This is a genomic window from Coleofasciculus sp. (assembly GCF_046539235.1).
Lineage (GTDB): Bacteria > Cyanobacteriota > Cyanobacteriia > Cyanobacteriales > Coleofasciculaceae > Coleofasciculus.
The window spans coordinates 1-16435 of the sequence record NZ_JBKHHI010000029.1 but is presented as its reverse complement, the minus strand read 5'-3'; the positions used below and the strand labels follow the sequence as shown (position 1 = coordinate 16435).

Annotated in this window: 14 protein-coding genes and 4 pseudogenes; 11 read left to right on the top strand and 7 right to left on the bottom strand. The window is 44.8% G+C overall.

What is annotated here, in order from left to right:
* Nucleotides 1-15 precede the first annotated feature (15 nt).
* Together ACLFWI_RS04760 and ACLFWI_RS04755 are read right to left on the bottom strand one after the other, a co-directional pair.
* Nucleotides 16-489, bottom strand: a complete 474-nt coding sequence (locus tag ACLFWI_RS04760) for a restriction endonuclease subunit S (RefSeq protein WP_446411969.1) — start codon at nucleotides 487-489, stop codon at nucleotides 16-18.
* A 103-nt stretch (nucleotides 490-592) separates the two neighbouring features.
* Nucleotides 593-1198 (bottom strand): annotated as a pseudogene (locus ACLFWI_RS04755) (N-6 DNA methylase); the annotation flags it as partial.
* Here ACLFWI_RS04755 and ACLFWI_RS04750 point away from each other — a divergent pair.
* From ACLFWI_RS04750 to sir, 4 genes and pseudogenes are all read left to right on the top strand, one after another.
* Nucleotides 1195-2187: pseudogene (locus tag ACLFWI_RS04750) on the top strand (selenium-binding protein SBP56-related protein); the annotation flags it as partial. The pseudogenes ACLFWI_RS04755 and ACLFWI_RS04750 sit on opposite strands and share 4 nt — an antisense overlap.
* Nucleotides 2188-2332: 145 nt before the next feature.
* The gene (locus tag ACLFWI_RS04745) at nucleotides 2333-2506 is read left to right on the top strand and encodes a hypothetical protein (RefSeq protein ID WP_446411968.1); all 174 of its coding nucleotides are present in this window, start codon (nucleotides 2333-2335) and stop codon (nucleotides 2504-2506) included.
* Between the two features lie 122 nt (nucleotides 2507-2628).
* On the top strand, nucleotides 2629-3516 hold the full coding sequence (locus ACLFWI_RS04740) for an Rpn family recombination-promoting nuclease/putative transposase (protein WP_446411967.1): 888 nt from the start codon (nucleotides 2629-2631) through the stop codon (nucleotides 3514-3516).
* A 236-nt stretch (nucleotides 3517-3752) separates the two neighbouring features.
* Complete coding sequence (sir, locus tag ACLFWI_RS04735; protein WP_446411966.1) at nucleotides 3753-5657, top strand: sulfite reductase, ferredoxin dependent; 1905 nt, start codon at nucleotides 3753-3755, stop codon at nucleotides 5655-5657.
* On the opposite strand, the pseudogene ACLFWI_RS04730 reads toward sir, so the two are convergent.
* Nucleotides 5649-6085, bottom strand: a pseudogene (locus ACLFWI_RS04730) (hypothetical protein); the annotation flags it as partial. The gene sir and the pseudogene ACLFWI_RS04730 sit on opposite strands and share 9 nt — an antisense overlap.
* A 97-nt stretch (nucleotides 6086-6182) precedes the next feature.
* Between ACLFWI_RS04730 and ACLFWI_RS04725 the strand changes: the two are divergent.
* On the top strand, nucleotides 6183-6881 hold the full coding sequence (locus ACLFWI_RS04725) for a hypothetical protein (RefSeq protein ID WP_446411965.1): 699 nt from the start codon (nucleotides 6183-6185) through the stop codon (nucleotides 6879-6881).
* Nucleotides 6882-6927: 46 nt separating this feature from the next.
* Here ACLFWI_RS04725 and ACLFWI_RS04720 read toward each other — a convergent pair.
* A pseudogene (locus ACLFWI_RS04720) lies at nucleotides 6928-7003 on the bottom strand (linear amide C-N hydrolase); the annotation flags it as partial.
* Between the two features lie 408 nt (nucleotides 7004-7411).
* Here ACLFWI_RS04720 and ACLFWI_RS04715 point away from each other — a divergent pair.
* Complete coding sequence (locus ACLFWI_RS04715) at nucleotides 7412-7603, top strand: hypothetical protein (RefSeq protein WP_446411964.1); 192 nt, start codon at nucleotides 7412-7414, stop codon at nucleotides 7601-7603.
* Here ACLFWI_RS04715 and ACLFWI_RS04710 read toward each other — a convergent pair.
* A complete protein-coding gene (locus tag ACLFWI_RS04710; protein WP_446411963.1) occupies nucleotides 7579-7740 on the bottom strand; it encodes a hypothetical protein in 162 nt (53 codons plus the stop codon). The genes ACLFWI_RS04715 and ACLFWI_RS04710 overlap by 25 nt on opposite strands.
* 98 nt (nucleotides 7741-7838) lie before the next feature.
* On the opposite strand from ACLFWI_RS04710, the gene ACLFWI_RS04705 reads away from it, so the two are divergent.
* Nucleotides 7839-8537 carry a DUF547 domain-containing protein gene (locus ACLFWI_RS04705; RefSeq protein ID WP_446411962.1) on the top strand — a complete coding sequence of 233 codons (699 nt, stop codon included), beginning with the start codon at nucleotides 7839-7841 and terminating at the stop codon, nucleotides 8535-8537.
* Here the strand turns inward: ACLFWI_RS04705 and ACLFWI_RS04700 are convergent.
* The gene (locus ACLFWI_RS04700) at nucleotides 8522-9256 is read right to left on the bottom strand and encodes a TIGR04283 family arsenosugar biosynthesis glycosyltransferase (RefSeq protein ID WP_446411961.1); all 735 of its coding nucleotides are present in this window, start codon (nucleotides 9254-9256) and stop codon (nucleotides 8522-8524) included. The two genes, ACLFWI_RS04705 and ACLFWI_RS04700, sit on opposite strands and share 16 nt — an antisense overlap.
* Nucleotides 9257-9301: 45 nt before the next feature.
* Between ACLFWI_RS04700 and ubiG the strand changes: the two genes are divergently transcribed.
* Nucleotides 9302-10057: a bifunctional 2-polyprenyl-6-hydroxyphenol methylase/3-demethylubiquinol 3-O-methyltransferase UbiG gene (ubiG, locus tag ACLFWI_RS04695; RefSeq protein WP_446411960.1), complete on the top strand. Its 756-nt coding sequence runs from the start codon at nucleotides 9302-9304 to the stop codon at nucleotides 10055-10057.
* Between the two features lie 276 nt (nucleotides 10058-10333).
* Here ubiG and ACLFWI_RS04690 read toward each other — a convergent pair whose 3' ends face one another.
* A complete protein-coding gene (locus ACLFWI_RS04690) occupies nucleotides 10334-11170 on the bottom strand; it encodes a rhodanese-like domain-containing protein (RefSeq protein WP_446411959.1) in 837 nt (278 codons plus the stop codon).
* A 200-nt stretch (nucleotides 11171-11370) separates the two neighbouring features.
* On the opposite strand from ACLFWI_RS04690, the gene ACLFWI_RS04685 reads away from it, so the two are divergent.
* The 3 genes from ACLFWI_RS04685 to ACLFWI_RS04675 all read left to right on the top strand — a co-directional run bounded on the left by ACLFWI_RS04685 (nucleotide 11371) and on the right by ACLFWI_RS04675 (nucleotide 16269).
* Nucleotides 11371-13389, top strand: coding sequence for an alpha-amylase family glycosyl hydrolase (locus ACLFWI_RS04685; RefSeq protein WP_446411958.1), 2019 nt, complete (start codon nucleotides 11371-11373; stop codon nucleotides 13387-13389).
* A gap of 1044 nt (nucleotides 13390-14433) precedes the next feature.
* Nucleotides 14434-15798 carry a response regulator gene (locus ACLFWI_RS04680; protein ID WP_446411957.1) on the top strand — a complete coding sequence of 455 codons (1365 nt, stop codon included), beginning with the start codon at nucleotides 14434-14436 and terminating at the stop codon, nucleotides 15796-15798.
* Nucleotides 15799-15903: 105 nt separating this feature from the next.
* Entirely contained in the window at nucleotides 15904-16269 is a 366-nt protein-coding gene (locus ACLFWI_RS04675; protein WP_006104153.1) for a response regulator transcription factor, read from the top strand.
* Nucleotides 16270-16435 lie beyond the last annotated feature (166 nt).

The window sequence follows — 16435 nt, the reverse complement described above, 5'->3', positions numbered from 1 at the left end:
TAAGCTTAAAATATGCTAATTCATCGGCTTTTTTTTTTCAGAGACTGTTATATCATTTGATTCAGTTATTTTGCCATTATTAATATGTATAGGATTTATGACGGGAATACCTCCATGCACATAGTCAGCTTTATGCAATGTACTGCCAAAATGTCCGGTTTTTATTTCTATTAAAACATCTTCTAAAAATACATTTTGTATAGATAAAAGCTGAGTATTTGCACGCAAATCCTCTGTTAGCTTTCTTGATATTGCTGCTGCAATAACAGATTGTCGGAAATCTTCTAAGATGCGGGGAATTTTCTCTAGGCGATCGCGACAAACCTTCACTCGTGCAAGTAATGCATCGAGCTTATCCGCAATGCGTTTTTGTTCATTAAGAGGAGCAATCGGAATACGCATAGAAGCGATCGTTGCTCGACTAAGTTCTATTTGATTCGTTGCACCAGTAGCAAGACTTGTAATCTTTTCTTTTGTATTATGTGTCACTAGCGTTAGATTATTTGCCAGAGTTATTGCGGCAATTTGTAAGTCGTAAGCTCCAATGGGTATCCTTTTTACGTTCAAATTTATGCCTTTTATCACTCTGTACCTACAAACTGATTTCCTCTCCCAATTCTTGCACAATGCCCTGTAACTCGGCTATTGCCGCTTCCAGTTCACTGATTGCTTCCTGGGCAAGGATGGCAGGTTCAGGTAACTCGCCGTTCTCCTCTTCCCGTTCATCCTTGAGCCAGGAGATGTCTAAATTGTCGTCACGTTCAGCAATCCAGTCACGGGAAAATCGTCTAAAGCGTCCTTCTTCTCCGGTATCAGTACGCTGTGCCAAACTAGCAGAACCACCCAATGGATCATCACCAAAGAAGGCTTCAAACTCAGCAAAATGTTCACGCTTCAGCGATGTCCGCCGACCAAACTGGGGAGTGTTAGTCCGCAGGTCATATACCCACACTTCCTTCGTATTGCCTGTTTGCTTCTTACCACGGGTAAAAAACAGCACATTTGTCTTAACACCCTGAGCATAGAAAATACCAGAGGGTAAACGCAAAATCGTATGCAGATTGCATTTGTCCATCAAAGCAGCCCGGATCTGCCGTCCGACGTTGCTTTCAAACAGTACATTGTCAGGAAACACCGCAGCAGCACGACCTCCGGGCTTCAGCCCCAGGTAAATGTGTTGCAAGAAGCAAAGCTCCCGAAGAAATCAAAGCCAAAACCAATCTGAGTGCGCCCCATACCGTTCATTGTCTGGCAAATAGTCAGGTGATGATCTCCATGCTAGGTGACAGTGAAGGGAATGGTCCGGGTGGTTTTCTGCTATTGGATGAAAACTTTGACATTGCCGGACGCTGGGAAAATAAAGCGGAGGGGATGAAGTACAATTATGACTTCTGGTATCAACCCCGCCATAATATTATGGTCAGCAGTGAATGGGCTGCCCCAAACACCTTTTATCCAGGGTTTGACTTGAATGATGTGGCGGCGGGTAAATATGGACAACAGCTTAACTTTTGGGATTGGGAAACCCACGACATTATTCAAACGGTAGACTTGGGTGAAGAGGGTTTAATTCCCCTAGAAGTCCGCTTTCACCACAATCCCGGTAGCACTCACGGATACGTCGGCGCGGCGCTGAGTAGTAATATTTGGCATTGGCAGAAACACAAAGGCGAGTGGCAGGTGAGTAAGGTGGTTGATGTGCCACCTGTGGAAGTTGAGGGATGGTCTTTTCCTGTACCATCATTAATCAGCGATATACTCCTGTCCCTGGATGATCAATATCTTTATTTTGCCAACTGGTTGCACGGTGATATTCGCCAATACGATATCCGTAATCCGTCTAAACCGAAGTTAACCGGACAAGTTTGGTGTGGTGGAGTCTTGGGTAAAGCCGCCCCTGTTAACGGACATCAATGGGTGGGAGGACCGCAAATGCTGCAATTGAGTTTAGATGGCAAACGTCTCTATGCTACAAATTCTTTATTCAGCAGTTGGGATAATCAGTTTTATTCCGATATCGCCCAAAAGGGTTCCTACTTAATCCAAATTGATTGCGATACCCAAAAAGGTGGACTCTCGATTAATCCAGACTTGTACATCGATTTTGGTCAAGAACCCAATGGACCTGCCCGCGCCCATGAGATGCGCTATCCCGGCGGGGATGCTACATCCGATATTTGGATTTAGGAGTAGGGGTAAGCTGTCACGCCTTTAAATTGAGAATGGATAGCGAGCAAGATGCAAAGCCTGCGGCATGGCTTCGCTAAAGCCTGCGGCATGGCTTCGCTAAACGCATTACTTCGATAAAGCCGTTTTTGACATTAAGGTTTAAATGCCGAACAGCTTATCAACTGAACCAGAAGAAGCCCAGATTTATTTTGAGCGAGCGGCATTTTCAAGGATGCCGCTTGAGTTCTCTTTTTTAACGTTTAGCATCAAGATAGAGTGTGGTGAACAGGTATCCTTAAACGATTACGCGATCGCACTTACATTGCAGTTGAGTTGAAAAGGGTATTCAGGTGAACTACCCCAATGTCAACACGCAGAAGGAATTGATCAGCTTATCTTGAATCATGAGGGCAAAAATCTGTCACAATATAGTAGGTAGACGTTCCCATTGATGCCCTTATGCCTCAAACACACATCCGATTTGATTGGGCGATTAAAAAATTACTGAGAAACAAAGCCAACTATGGTGTTTTGGCAGGGTTTCTCAGTGAGTTATTGGGGAAACAAATTAAAATCCAATCCATCCTCGAAGGTGAAAGCAATCAACAAACCGAGGATGACAAGCTAAATCGAGTCGATATTCTGGCGGAAAATGACCAGGGGGAATTAATTCTGATTGAAGTGCAAAACAATACAGAGCAAGATTATTTTCATCGGATGCTCTACGGCACATCCAGATTAATTACCGACTTTCTGGAAAAAGGAGAACCTTACGGTAAAATCAAAAAAGTATATTCAGTCAATGTCGTCTACTTTTCTCTGGGGCAAGGCGACGATTATATTTATAAAGGGATATTAGATTTTCGGGGTTTGCATCTAGAAGACAGGTTAGGGTTATCAATCAACCAGCAGAAGTTGTTTAATATCCAAGAGGTCTATGAGATTTTTCCGGAGTATTATGTGATTAAAGTCAACAACTTTAACGAGGTAGCGAAGACGCCCTTAGATGAATGGATATATTTCCTGAAAAAGAGCCAAATCAAAGAGGAATTTACCGCCCAAGGGTTAGCGGAAGCAAAGGAGAATTTACTCGTCGATAGCTTGAGTGCAGAAGAAAGAGCCAACTACCTGAGATTTATGGAGAATCGACGCTATGAAATCAGCCTGATAGAAAGTTCGCGCTCAGAGGGAAGATTGGAAGGTTTAGAAGAGGGTAAACAGCAAGGCAAACAGCAAGAAAAGATTAACGTAGCGAGAAAACTCAAACAAAAAGGGACTGATCTTGACACTATCACAGAAGTCACAGGACTGAGTAGAAAAGAGATTGAGACACTTGATATACCGTAGGGTGGGTTTCGACTTCGCAAGAGCCCACCAACTTTAAGTGGGGCTTCCGGACAAGCCTGTGCTAGACTAGCTTTTCTTATTTGCGATCGCACAGGCACTGCCAGTCAAGAGCCGCAATCTTAATTTATCCAAAAGTCGCACCCACACCGATGACCCAAGTATTAGGATCAGAGTATTCAACGTAATCCCGATAGAGTTACGGTAATATAGCTGATCCGTTCGGACTTATAGCATCCATGGTTGTATCTCAGAATCCCTCCGTACAGAAAACGTCTAAACTTGAAGGCATAAAAGAACGCAGTAACTGCTTACGCGAACCCGTAGCCAGCGAGTTGCTGGAAGACACCACCCACTTTAGTGGTGATGCGGTACAAATTCTTAAATTTCACGGGTCTTACCAGCAAGATGACCGCGATAACCGGGTTAAAGGGCAAGAAAAAGATTATCAGTTCATGCTGCGAACCCGTTCTCCTGGCGGGTTTATCCCTCCTCAACTCTATCTGACGCTAGATCAACTCTCCGATGAATACGGGAACCATACAATGCGAGTCACCACTCGCCAAGGGTTTCAGCTTCACGGTATTCTCAAAAAGAACTTAAAGGCAACCATAGCCGCGATTGTCCGCAATCTGGGTTCCACCCTCGGCGCTTGCGGGGACTTAAATCGCAACGTCATGGCACCTCCCGCGCCGTTCAAGACTCGTCCAGAGTACCAATATGCCTGGGAGTATGCCGATAAAATTGCCGATCTGTTGACGCCTCAGACGGGCGCTTATTATGAAATTTGGCTGGATGGGGAAAAGGCAATTAGTGCTGAAGAAGCCCCAGAGGTGAAAGCGGCGCGTCAGCGTAATGGCAACGGTACGATATTCCCGGATAAAGAAGAACCAATTTATGGGGAACATTATATGCCCCGTAAGTTTAAGTGTAGTGTTACCGTTCCCGGCGATAACTCCGTTGATCTCTACACCCAAGACGTCAGTTTGGTGGTGATGATGAATCAGCAGGGAGAATTAGAAGGATTCAATGTTCTCGCGGGTGGTGGTTTAGGACGCACCCATAATAAAGAAGAAACCTTTGCCCGTATGGCTGACCCCATTGGCTATGTGGCAAAAGATGATATCTTCGACTTAATCAAAGCGATTGTGGCAACTCAGCGAGACTATGGCGATCGCGTCAATCGTCGTCATGCCCGGATGAAGTACCTGATTAATGATTGGGGCGTTGACAAATTTCGCGCCAAGGTTGAGGACTACTTCGGTAAGCCTATCGCCGCCTACAAACCCCTCCCCGCCTTTAAATACAAAGACTATCTGGGATGGAATGAGCAAGGAGACGGTAAGTTATTTTTAGGCGTCTCCATTGAGAATGGTCGGATTAAAGATGAGGGCAATTTCCAGCTCAAAACAGCTTTACGGGAAATTGTCAAGCAATTTGACCTGCCCATGCGGATGACACCCAACCACAATGCCATTCTTTATGAGATTGAAAAGGATCAGCAGCAAGCCATTGAACAGATTCTCAACCAACATGGGGTGCAAATCACCCCAGAGGGAATCGAACCCCTAGTCCGCTATTCCATGGCTTGTCCCGCCCTACCCACCTGTGGTTTAGCCATTACTGAATCAGAACGGGCAATTCCAGGAATTACGGTGCGGATTCGGGCGCTGTTGGACAAGTTGGGATTAAAGGATGAACATTTTGTCATCCGCATGACTGGATGTCCTAATGGATGTGCCAGACCTTACATGGCAGAATTAGGATTTGTGGGGAGTGCGCCTGGAAAATATCAAGTATGGTTAGGCGGTTCACCGGATCAGACAAGGTTAGCACAAGCCTATATCGAAAAACTGCCGATTGAAGAACTCGAATCCTTCCTCGAACCCATGTTTATGCAATTCAAGCAACAGCGCGAACTTGGGGAAAGTTTCGGGGATTTTTGCGATCGCGTGGGATTTGATGCGATTCGGGAGTATTCTGCCAATTACGAATTCCCTAAACCCACCAAGAAAACCCGACATCGGATTTCCCTCAACGATGATCTTTACAGCCGTCTCAAAGACGCCGCCGCCAGTCAAGGGAAGCCGATTAGCCATCTCGCCGCCGACGCGATCGAGGCGTTTCTCAATCAGTCATCGTGACATCCTCCCACACCATAATCTTTGATTTGGTGCGTTGCTCCCAACATCGCTGTTAGACATTGCTGCCCTACGCCACTTATCTAGACTAAAAGCCCCTGACAGCCCGACTTGACAGCCAATTTCTTTCCCCCAGAGTCCCTGGGTAGAGACGCGCCATGGCGCGTCTCTACGTGTTTCATAGCCTCGGTTACAGATTTCCTGTGCCGAGGCTACATCTCTATAAACCTCATAAGCTGTTCGGCATTTAAACCGTAATGTCAAGAAAAGCAAAATCCTTGTAGTGTGAGCATCTTGCTCACTACCCATTCCCAATTTAAATGCATGACAGCTTATTTGCATTCCGGACAACTATGCCATCTATCAGACAGTTCTTTTGGGACCTCAATGCGACAGTTTGGACAAGTCACAGATCTACCTCTGTGGTCAACTTCAGTGACTCCTGCTGTCGCTGTACCAGAGATCGTAGCAGTATCATTTACTGTTAAAGATCCTATCAATCAAGGATTACGTCATACAAGATCAAATGTGTCTCCTACCCTTGAAAACACCTACGCGCCCAAAGAGAAGACTACATCGGCAGATCCTTTTTCCATCACTTTAACGTTACAAGACTCATTGACTGAATCTGAACCCACCGCACTAGCTTTTTCCGAAGACAAAGAATTAGGGACTGAAAGTTACTTATATTTTGCTCCCGATACCACACCCACTCCAGCAAATAGCTATGTTTCTTTGTTGTACTCTGAAGCAATGGGTCAACTGGCACGTTCTTTCCCCATGCCAGAAGGACAATCACTCTTATCCTATTTATTTACCACCAATAATCAGTGTTTATCAGAGGGTAAAGTAAATGAGTTTTACATCAAATTGTATGAGATATTAGAGGCAGCAAACACCAATGACTGTAAGCCCGACAGTACATTTAAGTTTGACGGTTCTTTTGGCATTTATGGCTGGGAAATCTTTTATCATATCCCCTCCTTAGTGGCTTCAAAATACATCGAACAAGGAGACTATGACGCAGCTAAAAAGTGGTTTAATGCCATTTATGACCCCTCAGCTATAGCGACATGGAATGTTCTCCCCTTGCAAGATGGAATCGATCAATCAGGGATGGATCATCACAATGGGATTACCGACCCCGATGAAATCGCCTTAGATAACCCCGTTTATTACCAACAGGCAACCGCCTGTAAAACAGCATCTTTCCCTGTGGCAGCCTGAAAATATTCTTCTGCGGTGACTTGTTGGTTAAAGGCTTCGCTAACTGCTTGACTATAGGCAACGGCTCTAATAAAGCGAGAAGGGGGGGTAAAATCACCAGGGATACCTAACATTCCTGAACCCAGTAAAAAACTCCAACAATTTAGGACGATGAACTAATTTTTCAAAGTATGATTACACTTCTTACGTGAGTAAATGGCTTTAACTCAACTTAGTCCCAGCCTTTCTCCCTTACCGGAAACTGGACTTTGAGACAAAAACAGCGGACGATGACTAGATAGGGAGATAACATTTTGGATCACCAAAACCCTTGATGTACCGTAGGGTGGGCATTGCCCACCAGCCTTAATTCAGTACCATTCATCTTAAATTAGATGTAACTGATTAAATTGATCAGGTAGGGGCACGATACTATCGTGGTCTTTATCAAATCCATGCTCCCATTGCGCCTTCACATTGTTGGGTTTCGTACCTCAACCCAACCTACAACCTATCCCACAATTAACGATTCAACTGTTATGAAAAGCAGTATGACATTTAGCACCATTGTTGCATTATTCAGTGCGATGGTTGTTCTGGCTTCTATTCCCAGTGTCAGTGTATTGACTGTCTCTACCCGATCCGCTACATCTGGATTTATTCATGGTGTTTTCACCACCCTAGGAAGTGTTTTTGATGCTCAAAGCTTAATTGACCTTTATCGAATAATTATGTTAGCTTGAATAATGGTGACTTTTTTACAGAGTAAACTTGCCAATTGTCTGGCAATAAAGGGATGTCCGCCACTTTCGCGATGTATGGCGATTTGAGTGGCTTGATCAAAGGTTACGCCCATTAGTTCACCGATATCGGTTAACATTCGGGTTGTCTCCGATTGGGAAAAGGGATAGACAAAGTATTCTTTGTACAGAACAACGCGATCGCGACAAATCTGACTACCACCAACTGAGTGTAAGTATGATTGACTTTACCCTCTGGGATCAACTCCTACGCCAATACGTTGATAAAAATGGTCGCGTCAATTATCAGGATTGGTCACAGCAGTCATACCAAACTCTGATGAATTGGCTATGGACTGTAGAACAACTTGACCCAAAATCTCTCTCGAATACCGATGAACGATTAGCGTTATGGATTAACCTCTACAATGCTTCTGTGATTGCTTCGGTTTTGGCACGCTACCCGATAAACTCCATCCTACCCCGGATTTTCGGTATCCAAAACTGGTTAGCCTTTCTCTGGTTCTTCAGCCATCCTTTGCCACCCAGTCGCCGTTACAGCCTTAATCAAATCGAACATAAAATCCTTCGTCGCGAATTCAACGAACCCCGCATCCATTTTGCCTTGGTTTGTGCGGCGATTGGCTGTCCCTTGCTTCGTCCTGGTGCTTATTGGACAGAATCAGTACGCAGCCAATTAGAGGAAGACGCCAGCCGCTTTATCAATAATCCCAATAAAGTTCGATACGATCAATCGAATCAAATCCTTTATTGTAGTCGCATCTTTAAATGGTACGGGGATGACTTTCTCAAAATTGCTGACTCCATCCCCGATTATATCCGCGCTTACCTGAAAACTGAGAGTGCGATCGCGTCTAATACTCCCATTATCTACTTGGACTACGACTGGACACTTAACGATCAGCGAATATCATAGTAAAATTTTTTCAGATAAGCTGCGGGCATCCCCAAACCCCACAAGAAACCCACAGAAACGTAAATCGCCGTTGCTTTCAGCGATCCCCAACGTGCCACCCGGCGATCAGAACTCTGAACTACCCGATTCACCAAACGAATTCGTCCCCGCTTGACCAACTTCAAACACAAATCCGCCTCTTCCATAATCGGTAACATGGGATCAAACCCACCACATTTCCAGAAATCAAGGCGGCGAACAAATATCACTTGATCCCCAAACAGCAAGCGCAATCCTCGACCAAATAAATGAGGTCGAAACAATAGAGGCGCGTAGTAAGTTTTCAGGTAATTATGCAACGAGATTCCCCAGCGCGTCGTTCTTGAACCCGCCATCAGGGAGATAAATCCGCCACAGACAACTGTTGGATCAGTTAAAGTCTGTTGGATCACTGATATTAAATCATCTGGCACTAATGTGTCAGCATGAAGAAAACAGAGAATTTCTCCCTTTGCCTGTTGTGCGCCTTGGTTCATCTGGATCGAACGTCCAGCGTCCTTACAGAGTATAACCTGTACTCCGGCGGATGACGCGATCGCGACGGTCTTGTCTTCACTTCCACCATCCACCACAATCACCTCTAAAGCAGGAGGCGTCAGTACATTGAGATGGCGCAAGGTGCGTTGTAAACAACTTGCCTCATTCAGAGTGGGAATGATAATAGACACAGAAGATGACATGATTGATCGATAGTGTTGGTCTCAGTAGTCGGCAAAAGTATTGTAATGAAAAATCAACCCCGAAAACGAAATGATTTAGAGTTTTACGACCGAATGGCTGACCGATGGTGGCAGCCGGATGAAAAAATCTATACCCTTTCTTATCTAAATTTACCTCGCTTTGCTTTTTTTGATCGTTATGTTAAAGAATGGCAAGGATTGAAGGTTTTAGATGTCGGCTGTGGCGGGGGGTATTCTTGTGAGTTTATGGCGGCAAAAGGGGCAATTGTCAGTGGAATTGACCGCTCTGATCCATGCATTATCAGCGCTCGCAACCATGCAGCGACTCAGGGATGGGTGATTGACTATAGAGTTGGGCAAGCCGAAACTCTACCTTGGCAGAATGATACCTTTGATGCTGTCATTTGTGTGGATGTCTTAGAACATGTTGTCGATTGGCAAAAGACAGTTGCAGAAATTTATCGAGTTTTGCAACCTCAGGGATACTTCTTTTTTGACACAATTAACCGTAACTTAAAATCAAAATTCATATTTATACATTTGCTCGAAGATATATTACAAGAAATCCCCAGTGGTGTGCATGATTGGCACAAGTTTATTCAACCACAAGAATTACAATACTGTTTAGGGCAAGTTGGTTTTAGTGATATATACATTAAAGGATTTGACTTATTCGGGGTTTCCTTTTATCAAAACATTCGTGCCTATATCCACTATAAAAATACGGGAGGATTTAAAGCTAAAATTAGTGAGGACACATCGCTGATGTATATTGGGAAAGCCATGAAAAGCAAAGAGTAAAATGCAGAATGAAATCTTTAAAATTATTGAGTGCTGGCTGAATAAGTTTTTGAATAAGGGGAGGAGACCCTTCACATAGAATAGAGAAGTGGAAACGTTGTTGTAGTGCGAGCGTCTCGCTCGCTACTAAGTGGGTGGACACTTGGCTTATCTTCGGTGGAAAGAGAATCAAACTCATCAAAAACCTTGCACCGCTATCAGGAAAAATGTACCCCTGCTCCCCCATCTCCCCCAGCTTCAAGAGCTTCAAGAGCTCCCCATCTCCCCCATACTTATTCAGCAAGCCCTATTTAGTGGATGAGTTCTAGCCGGATAAGCCGACCATTCCCATATCGAACCGGCATAGTTTTTCACACAGGTATATCCTAACTCTGTCAGCACCGCGACAAAAAAAGCAGAGCGCACACCCCCTGTACAATAGGTAGCAATGGGAGTATCGCGATCGCATCCCCGTTGCTGTAGCCGAGTCATAATTTCCTCTGGGGAAAGTAAGTAACCTCTTTTATCCATCAAATCCCGGAAGTGGAAAGGTACAGCACCAGGAATATGTCCACCCCGTTTTTCACAGTAGGGGGTAGCACCAGCAAATTCTTCAGGTGAACGGCTATCAATGACTACATAGGCTTGAGTTGTCAAATTTTCTTGCAGTTGATGGCGCTGAATCGTCCATAATGGTGTAGGTTTGACCACAAAGTCTCCGGGTGCTGGACGAGTCACTCCCCAAACCGTGGGAACTCCCACAGAAACCAGCGCCGCCTGTCCGCCATTGACTAAAGCCGCTTGCGGGTGTCCCAGAGTCCGTAACATCCACACCACGCGCCCCTCTTCGCCAAAGTTATTAGGAGGATTGCCAATCACGATAACAGGTTTATGGTTACAGATACCTAACCGCCGCAGTTTTTGTTCGAGTATCTTTGAGTCTTTGATCAGTTTTCCATTAGGGGGTAACAGTTGCTCTAAGAATTGCCACCATCCCAGCCAAACCGCACCAGGAACATGACTGAAAAACCAGGACATCGGCTGGCGGACATCTAGCACAGTTGTGGCGTTTTGTTCGATGAGTCCCTTGGCTTCGGCTGCATTGACGACCCAGCGATGTTGCAGTTGGCTCATGATTGGATTGCTTATAGGAAGATGTATAAGGGCGGGTTTTGTTGTGCCATTATCGGTGAAAGCTGACTTTAGTCCCTAAACCCGCCCCTACAGTGGCTAAGGGAAAACCCGACAATTGACTTTTCAAATCCCCAGAATAGAATGGTGGTCGGTTGTACAGATCAACCCAAAGTAAGATTCCCACTCAGGAGACCCATACTATGATCGTCGATCTATTGAGCCGCAAGCAGACTCACTTCGTCTTGTGGCGTCCGGGTATATCCCAACCACCGCCCAGGGTTTACATTGCGAAACCTTCAGCTAAGGCTTCAGATCGATTCGAGAAAGTCGGGGAATACCCCCTCAGCCAATCTCCAGACTTCCCTGAGCTGTGGGAAGTCTCGGCTCAAGCCTGTGGTTTAACAGAAGGGCAAGTTTACCTGTACTGGTTTAAAATCCACAACACTGAACCCTATAACCCAGACAATATTAACAAAGTTCTCTATTGCACCGATCCAACCGCCACAACTGTAGACCGCCGGATAATCGCCCCCATTCCTGAAGAGGAAGGCGGTATTGCCAGTCATGATCCGGCTAGTGTTATTTTGTATCAGAATGGCGCACTAACGCCCTGTGATCCGGGCGGACAAACGGTGAACTGGGAAGGAGAACCTCCATTAGACGCCCTACCCGCGAACAATCAACTGGTTATCTATGAACTACCAACCCGTTGGACTCAAGGAAAAACAGAGGACAATCGAGAGGTCGGAATCGGTACGTTTCAGGATGTGCTGTCTTTATTGCAACCCCAAGCCACGTCTCCTAATTATTGCCATGTTGAGGCGTTAACAGCAGGGAAAGCGCATCTGGCGGAACTAGGAGTCAATGCCTTAGAATTATTGCCCCCAGCCGATAGCGATGACAAGCTGGAATGGGGATATGGTACAGCTAACTTTTTTGCCGCTGATTTTGATTTAGGACATCCAGAGGGTCAAGATGCGCCAACCGCATCCACTGATTTAGCCAATCTAATTAAAGTATGTCACCAATTGGGGATGCGTTTCTTTGCCGATATAGTGATGGCGTTTTCCCGAAATAATCCGTATCAAAACATCAACTTTCTGGATTTTTACGTCCAATGGCGACCAGCGGGCGATCCCCAACGTGATCCTGAACAAGTGGGTCGCAATGGTTTTGGCGGTGATTTATTTAAGTACAACTATTGGATTGAAGGTTATCATCCAATTCTGGGCAAAAAATCTTGGTTTGTGCCCGCCCGTGAATATATGAAAGCGTATATGGCTCATTGGCTAAACTACTATCGGGTGGATGGTTTGCGACTGGATAGTGTTAATAATGTAGGGAATTATGACTTTTTGCAGCAATTCCGAGAGTTAGCCCGCACACTTTGGGAAAAACGGGGCGGTTCAAGTAAGCACTTTTTGGTTGTTGGTGAAGAATTAAGTGTCCCCTTAGCCTTGGTTCACCAAAATCGCTTAGATGGACTCTGGAACGAAAAGTTTAAGCAGATTCTGCGACAGGTCATTTTAGGCAAGAATGCCTTTAATGATTCTAGCTTTGAATGGAGTGTTCGCAAACTTATTGATTGTCGTTTCCTTGGTTTCACCGATAGCGCCCAAGCGGTGAATTATCTCACCTCTCATGATGTGGGTGGCTTGGGAAATGAGCGATTCTATAACTACCTAATTAATAATGGAGTTTACGATACTGAACCCCGAATTAAGCTAGCATTTGTTTGTCTTTTAACCGCCGTTGGTATTCCGATGATTTTGGCAGGGGATGAATTTGGGGATCAGCAAGATTTGGATATTAGTGATGAACATGCGGCTCATAAACAGGTTGACCCAGTTAACTATAGTCGAGTCCAAGAAGATTGGCGACAACGTATCTTCCAGTATGTGGCGCGGTTGGTTCGTTTCCGCACCTCATCAAAGGCGTTAGCGGTGAATGATAATGAGTTTATTCATGCTGATTTCCATGAAGGTAAACGGGTTTTAGTCTGGCGGCGTGGCAAAAAGGCGGATGAATACGTGATTGTCGTGGCTAATTTCTCAGACTATGGAACTCCTGTAGGTTCTGAATATAAAGTCCCGAATTGGTCCGCCACTCCAGACGGTAAGCAGTGGAAAGAAATCACCCAAGACCGCATCGTTCCTCCTGAATGGGTGGGCAGAGAACCGATTTTTCCCTGGGAAGCAAAGGTTTATGCTCTGATTTAATTTTTTTAAACGGTAACATAAGCTACTAAATTATCCCTGATTTAACCTTGTAGACGTTCCCTCCCCCTCACCACAGCACTTATTCAGCAAGCCCTAAGTTATCAGAGTTGGTGGGGTGGTGCGATCGCGCAGCTTGTAGCTTGTCGTCGGGAACCTTAGCCCTAGATTCCGCCCTAGCAACAGGGGTCAATTTTTTATCCTTTAATGTAAAAATATATTAATAATACACCGAGTAAAAATAATTCAAGATTCCCATCTTGTTGAATTATAAATAATATCTTGAATAGATAAAAAGTTTACTCTTTTAATGCCTTGAGCCTGCCCCGCGATTAAAACCAAGGGTCAAGGTTAAGGGGAATTATAGATTGAGTTAATTTACCTAGTATTTCTCAAGCAATTCTGACTCAGGACTAATCTGAACTTTAGGAAACTGAGTCTTTTGTAAAGCTTTGTCGAAAAATTACCTGAAATAGTCAATTTACCTCCGAGTCCTCTAGACAAACATACGGAAGTAAGTTAGTCTGTATTACAGGTTGTCTAACGTGTAAGACAACGCCGAAAAATTCAACTCTGACCGATCAGGAGTCAAATGTGCCGAACCAACCAACTGCACATTTTAATTCTCCCCAAAAAGAGTTGAGCCAAGTAAGGGACCTCTACCACTCGCGATTGACTAATTTTGAATCTCTCAGGTTTTGGATGACTGAATGCGCCAACGGCTTCATTGCATAACGCTGAAGAACTCCAAGCTTAATTTGAGGGATACAGGGTGTTCATTCATCAGACCAGCATCTATAATTCCAGGTCTGATATCGCTCAGAGCGCTGTAGTGATTGCACTCCTGTTTAGTTCCCTGATAGAGAAATTTCAAAATCTTCTGAGAGTTGGCAAAGATAGTCTTTTTTAGACGAAAAAACTTTGTCTAACTAAGGTTTCAGGGTGATGTTCCCTTCAAAAGCGACTGAAGTCTAACGCGGGTATAAAACACCGACATTATTAGACATTCCCGGCTTTTGTTAAACCCTTAGTCATAGCAAGAAACCGATGACGGCTAGACAAATTCCCTCTGTAATCTCAACTCCAACGCTCTCTTCCCTAGAGCAAGTTCGGTCTCTTAGAACCTTGCAGCGATTTCAGTTTAGCGGTGAACTGGTGTTCAACGATCCAAAGGGACACCAATGGATCTTTTTTTTGCACCTAGGCGGTATCCTTTATGCCACAGGAGGAGTTCATCCGGTGAGACGGTGGCAACGTAATTTAGCCATTCACTGCCCTCAAATTTTGACTCATCCTGACACAATTCGGCGTGATCTAGCCAGTATCGATTCAAAAACGTGCTGGGACTATCAGCTATTGTGTCTCTGGGTCAAGCAGCGACGAATCACTCCCAAACAAGCCGCCAATATGATTCGTGCTGTGCTGACTGAAGTTGTGTTCGATCTCGTGCAAGCGAAGCAAGTAACCCATCAAATCCAGCATAATTATTCGTTACCCACGAAACTGGTTTTGATTGAAATTAATCAAGCGATCGCACAAGTCCAATCTTTGTGGCAAACTTGGCACAATACCCAGCTTGGGGAGTATTCTCCCAATCAAGCTCCGGTGATTAAACAACCGGAACAGTTACGAAACAACCGTTCCGTCGAGGTTTACCAAACATTAACTAACTTACTCGATGGACACCATACATTACGTGACTTAGCCGTAAAACAGCGTCGGCATGTTGGGGATATTGCTCAAGCGTTAATGCCTTACCTGAAATCAGGCTGGGTAGAACTAACTAACATTCCCGATTTACCAGCACCCACTCCCAATACGGCAAGGAATAGAGAAAATGTTGGTGCTGACAAGCAGGAAAGCAGAGAAAAATGTAGAGACGAGCCACGGCAAGTCTTGCCACGGCAAGTATTGCCACGGCGCGTCTTAGAGCCAGGGCAAGAGAAGGTTAAAGCTTATCCCACGGGTATTACTCCCACTTCTGGGAAAGCCAATGTGCCGAAAACACCGCTCACAAGCGCAAACGCAACCTCAACTAAATCCCTGGTTGCTTGTGTAGATGACAGTCGTTGGGTGATTCACACCATGGAAAAAGTAATCGGGGCGGCAGGTTACCGATTTCTTGGTGTGGAAAATGCCTTGCGAGCCATTCCCACTCTTTTGGTACGCAAACCCGATTTAATCTTTTTAGACCTGGTGATGCCAAATGTCAACGGATATGAGCTTTGCACTCAATTACGCAAACTGTCCTGTTTTCAAAACACGCCGATTGTCTTTTTAACCGGAAAAGACGGGGCAGCAGATCGACTTCACGCCAAGTTTGTTGGAGCCTCGGATTTCTTGAGCAAACCTTTAAATTCTAGGGATCTGCTCACTGTACTCCATAAACATATAAAACAGGGTGTCTGTTGATTGTTCATCGTTCATTGCTCATTGTCCGTCATGATGAGTAAACGTACAGCGAACAATTACTATCATTGACCAATTTCCTTTGTATTCATTAGGTAGGTAATTACCATGGGAACAGCTCTAGTTGTTGAAGATTCCTCAACGGACATGCAAATTATTACCAGTTGCTTACAGCAAGGTGGTATCAATGTCTTGGTTGCCCATAGTGGCGAAGAGGCTTTGGCTAAAATTAGCACGCAAAAACCGGATGTGATTATTTTAGACATCGTGCTACCGGGTCGCAGTGGTTTTGAAGTCTGCCGTGAATTGAAAACGGCGGCTGAAACTAGCAATATTCCTGTCGTTATTTGTTCGACAAAAGGAGGCGAAATGGATAAATTTTGGGGCATGAAACAGGGAGCAGATGCTTACCTGGCTAAACCTGTGGATCAAAATGAGCTTGTCCGAACAGTTAAACAGCTCATTCGCCCCTAATTAAAACGGTTCGTAGTCAGCACTTTAGTGCTGGTAAGTCCAGCAGAAGGCACTCAAGTGCCTACTACAAACAAAACAGTTCGTAGTCAGCACTTTAGTGCTGGTAAGTCAAGCAGAAGGCACTCAAGTGCCTACTACAAACAAAACGGTTCGTAGTCAGCACTTT